This window comes from Sodalis-like endosymbiont of Proechinophthirus fluctus (assembly GCF_001602625.1).
GTDB lineage: Bacteria > Pseudomonadota > Gammaproteobacteria > Enterobacterales > Enterobacteriaceae.
The window spans coordinates 27,676-32,774 of record NZ_LECR01000001.1 but is presented as its reverse complement, the minus strand read 5'-3'; the positions used below and the strand labels follow the sequence as shown (position 1 = coordinate 32,774).

The 5,099-nt window shown below is 54.3% G+C and carries 3 protein-coding genes and 1 pseudogene; all 4 read right to left on the bottom strand.

From position 1 onward, the window contains the following. A partial coding sequence (gene accA / locus BG74_RS00150) for an acetyl-CoA carboxylase carboxyl transferase subunit alpha (protein WP_244267030.1) occupies nt 1-810 on the bottom strand: 810 nt, incomplete at its 3' end. 13 nt (nt 811-823) lie between these two features. Then, entirely contained in the window at nt 824-4,306 is a 3,483-nt protein-coding gene (gene dnaE / locus BG74_RS00145; RefSeq protein WP_066595551.1) for a DNA polymerase III subunit alpha, read from the bottom strand. Nucleotides 4,307-4,364: 58 nt separating this feature from the next. Continuing rightward, nucleotides 4,365-4,961: pseudogene (rnhB, locus tag BG74_RS00140) on the bottom strand (ribonuclease HII). Between the two features lie 23 nt (nt 4,962-4,984). After that, nucleotides 4,985-5,099: hypothetical protein (locus tag BG74_RS15235; protein WP_244267038.1), on the bottom strand; the 115-nt coding region annotated here is incomplete at its 5' end.

Genomic DNA, 5,099 nt, shown 5'->3' with positions numbered 1-5,099 from the left:
CTCCGGCACGATACTATCAATAAGCTTCAGCTCTTTCAGACGTGAAGCGATAATGCCCATCGCTTCAGCGGCGATTGGCGCTTTGTCCGCATTTTTCCACAAAATAGAGGCGCAGCCTTCCGGGGAGATTACCGAATAGGTGCTGTACTGCAACATGTTTACCTTATCTCCCACGCCAATCGCCAGTGCGCCACCGGAGCCACCCTCGCCTATCACGGTACAAATCACCGGGACCCTCAGGCCAGACATTTCGCGCAGGTTTTTCGCGATAGCCTCAGATTGGCCACGCTTTTCGGCACCGACACCCGGATAGGCGCCTGGCGTATCGATGAAGGTAAGCAGCGGCAGACTGAACCGATCCGCCATCTCCATCAACCGCAGCGCCTTGCGGTAACCTTCCGGCGCCGGCATCCCGAAGTTGCGGCGGATTTTCTCTTTCGTTTCCCGCCCTTTCTGGTGGCCGATAATCATAACTGGCCGTGAATCCAGACGCGCAATGCCGCCGATGATGGCTTTATCATCGGCATAGGCGCGATCGCCTGCCAATTCGTCAAAATCGGTAAAGATATGTCGCACATAATCCAGCGTATAGGGACGCATCGGATGTCGCGCCAGCTGAGCGATTTGCCAGGCGCTCAGATCGGAGAAAATTTTCCGTGTCAGCTCTACGCTTTTTTCACGCAAGCGCTGCACCTCTTCATCAAGATTAATATCGAATTTTTCGTCTTGACGGCTGACTGCGGTCAGCGAGTCAATTTTCGCCTCCAGCTCTGCAATCGGCTGTTCAAAATCAAGAAAATTAAGACTCACAGTATTCCTATAATTAGTCAAATTCCAGTTCCACCTGTTCATTTCCTACAAGTGTTCGCAGGTCGTTCAGTAAACGGTCAGTCGGCGTCACCCGCCAAGCTGCTCCAAAGCGCAGCCGCGCTCGCGCATCTTGCCGTTGATAATAAAGGTGTACTGGAATCGTCCCCGATCGATGCAGTTCCAATGATAAACGGAGACGGTTTAAAAACTGGTCATCAATTTGCCTGTCGGTCAGTGAGATAGCAAGCCGGCGCGCATATTTTTCACGTGCTTCGCTAATATCCATCAATTCTCGGGCGGTCATCTTCAGTCCACCGTTGAAATCATCAAAGATAACCTGTCCCCGAGCGATAAGAATACGGTCTTTTTCCAATAAATGCTGGTATTTTTCCAGTGCATCTGTGAACAGCATCACGTCCAACCGGCCGGAACGATCGTCTAGCGTACAAACACCGATCCGATTGCCCCGCTTGGTGATCATCACCCGAGCGAACAGCACCAGCCCCACCGCGGTCACCATTTTGCCGCGCTCGGTAGGGTGCATATCCTTCAGGCGAACTCCGCCAGCATAGCATTCAATCTCGCGTAGATATTGGGTGATGGGATGACCGGTCAAGTACAGGCCGAGAGTTTCACGTTCGCCGTCCAGCACCACCTGCTCCGGCCATGGCGCCACAGTACTGTAAGAGGATTCTACTGCTTCCGGCTCCTCTGCCAACACGCCGAACATATCACCCTGACCAATAGCCTCGGCTTTGGCATGCTGATCGGCAGTCTTGAGCGCGTCGCCGAGAGAATTCGTCAGCGCAGCGCGGTGCGGCCCCAGGCGGTCGAAAGCGCCGGACATAATCAGCTTTTCCAGCACGCGGCGATTGAGTTTTTTGATATCGGTACGCGCACACAGATCAAACAATTCACGGAAATGACCGTCCTGATTGCGCGCCTCGATAATCGCTTCGATAGGCCCTTGCCCCACGCCTTTGATGGCGCCGATGCCGTAGACTATATCACCCTCTTCATTGACGTGAAAATGGTACTGGCCGCTATTGATATCCGGCGGCAAGACTTTCAGGCCCATGCGCAAACATTCGTCAACCAGCCCCACGACTTTTTCGGTGTTGTCCATATCAGCGGTCATTACCGCTGCCATGAATTCGGCGGGATAATGGGCTTTCAACCACAGCGTCTGATACGATACCAGCGCATAGGCGGCAGAGTGGGATTTGTTGAAGCCGTAGCCTGAGAACTTCTCCACCAGATCGAAGATCTTCATCGACAGTTCGCCGTTGACGCCGATACTTTCCGCGCCGGCTTTGAATACTGAACGCTGTTTGGCCATCTCTTCCGGCTTCTTTTTTCCCATGGCGCGGCGCAGCATATCCGCGCCTCCTAGGGTATAACCCGCTAGCACCTGGGCTATCTGCATCACCTGTTCCTGGTAAAGGATGATACCGTAAGTCGGCTCCAGCACGGGTTGCAGCGATGGGTGTTGCCACTCGATATCAGGATAGGAGATGGCTTCGCGGCCGTGCTTGCGGTCAATAAAGTTGTCCACCATGCCCGATTGCAGCGGGCCTGGCCGGAACAGCGCCACCAGCGCGATCATATCCTCGAAACAGTCGGGCTGCAGGCGCTTTATCAGATCCTTCATGCCGCGAGATTCCAGCTGGAATACCGCGGTGGTTTCGGAGCGCTGCAGCATATCGAAGCTTTTTTTATCCTCCAGGGAGATAGCCGCAATATCGATGGGCTTCAAACCTTGACGGGAGAGTCGGGCATTAATCATTTCCAGCGCCCAATTGATGATGGTCAGCGTTCGCAAGCCAAGGAAGTCAAACTTCACTAGGCCAACGTATTCCACATCGTTTTTATCGAACTGGGTAACAGGATGGTTGCCTTCGGCATCGCAATAAAGCGGCGCGAAATCGGTAATTTTGGTGGGCGAGATCACCACACCCCCGGCGTGTTTTCCGGCGTTACGCGTTACACCTTCGAGCTTGCGTGCCATATCAATCAGCGCTTTAACTTCTTCGTCGGCATCATAGATAGCCTGTAATTGTGGCTCTGCGGCGAAGGCTTTTTCCAGTGTCATGCCGGGATCGGGCGGCACTAGCTTAGAGATGCGATCTACAAAGCCGTAAGGATGGCCCAGCACCCGGCCGACGTCTCGGATGACCGCTTTAGCCGCCATGGTGCCGAAAGTGATAATTTGCGAAACTGCATCTCGGCCGTAGGTCTCGGCCACGTGATCAATCACCAGATCGCGCTTCTCCATGCAGAAATCGACGTCGAAGTCCGGCATCGATACTCGTTCCGGGTTCAGGAAACGTTCAAACAGCAGATCGAACGCCAGCGGGTCAAGATCGGTGATTTTCAGCGCATAGGCTACCAGCGAGCCCGCGCCGGATCCGCGCCCCGGCCCGACCGGTACACCATTATCCTTCGACCACTGGATAAACTCCATTACTATCAGGAAGTAACCAGGGAACCCCATCTGGTTTATCACCTGCAACTCCGTGTCCAGACGTTCGTCGTAGTCTGGGCGACGCTCGCGCCGCTTATCAGTATCGGGAAATAGGAAGGCTAGCCGTTCCTCCAGGCCTTCGCGCGCGCATTTGACCAGATAATCCTCGGTGGACATTTCGCCGGTCGGAAACTGCGGCAGGAAATATTCCCCGAAGCGAATGGTGACGTTACAGCGCCGGGCGATTTCCACGCTATTGGCCAGCGCTTCTGGCAGATCGTCGAACAGCTCGCACATCTCCTCTTCGCTGCGCATATACTGCTGCGGGCTATAATTACGCGGCCGTTTGGCGTCATCGATGGTAAAGCCGTCATGAATCGCTACCCGGATTTCGTGCGCGTTGAAATCGTCTGCGCTGGTAAAACGCACGTCATTGGTGGCTACTACCGGTAGGCCTCGGCGCGCCGCCAACTCCACAGCTGCGTGTAGGTAGCTTTCTTCGTCCACCCGGCCGGTGCGGATAAGTTCCAGATAATAGTGGTCCGGGAAATAGCGCTCGTAGAACGCCAGGCACTGTTCCACCTGGGGTATATTGCCGTGTATCAGGTATTTGCCGACATCCCCTTTTCGCGCCCCGGAGAGCAGAATTAATCCCTCGTGATGCTCAATCAGCCAGTCGCGATCGATAACTGGCCCGACGTCGCCATATCCGCGCTTGTAGGCGTCCGAAATCAGCAGGGTCAAGTGCTGGTAGCCGACATTATTGGCTGCCAGAATAGTCAATTCCGCCAGTTCGTCGCCCAGTATCTCGCTTTGCACAAAAAAATCCGCACCGATAATCGGTTTGATGCCGGCGCCATGGGCGCTGCCGTAAAATTTAACCAGCCCGCATAAATTAGTGAAATCCGTGATAGCCAGCGCCGGCATATGCAGCGCCGCGGCTTTTTTTACCAATGAGCCGACTTTGACCAGCCCATCGATCATAGAGTAGTCGCTGTGTACGCGCAGGTGAATAAAACGTGGTTCAGCCATAAATGCTACCCGATATGAAGTGTTGGCGAGACGATCGCGTCGCGCAACAATGATAGGTTCATGCCAGCTCCAGCAACCGTCGGACTGGAGCAAAGCTTCGTCGATGATGTATGGTTGCCCAATACAGCACCATATTTTCCAGGTGGAAAGCGGCGGGATACCCCTTATGCCGAGCGAATTTATATTCAGGGAACTACAGGTGCATCGCAGCCATCTCCCGGTCGTGAGTCACTTTGGCAATGATTGAGGCGGCGCTGATTTCGACCACCCGGCTATCGCCTTTCACTACCGCCTACGAAGACATTGGCAAAAGGGAGCAGCGGTTGACGTCCACCAATACAAGATCAGGCACGACGACCAGACTAGACCGCCGGCTGCATCGCCAGCAGCATGGCCTTGAAAATATTGATATGGTCAATTTCATAGGATTAGACCCGTTCCACGACTCTAGAATAGCAAGCATCGGGTAATATCCTCATATAGACCCTCGCGCTGCTTTTCACTTAGCTTTTTCGAGTCCGTCAGCCCCGTCACCGTCCAGGCGGGATCCAGGATAACGGCGGCGGTCCACCACTGCACCTACCAAAGGACCGCGTCCGACTTCGTTGACGCCGTCGATATGTGGCGCTACAGGATAGATAAAAGGTCCCGTCATGCGTATCATTGCCTGCAAGAGTATTATCGGTTAATCAGCGCCAGCACTGCGCGCGCCGCCTGTTCATCGGCGTTACAGCGAATTTGCTGATGCAATTGGCGAAACGTGGCTAGCAGCGCCGCGCGCTGGTCATCATCG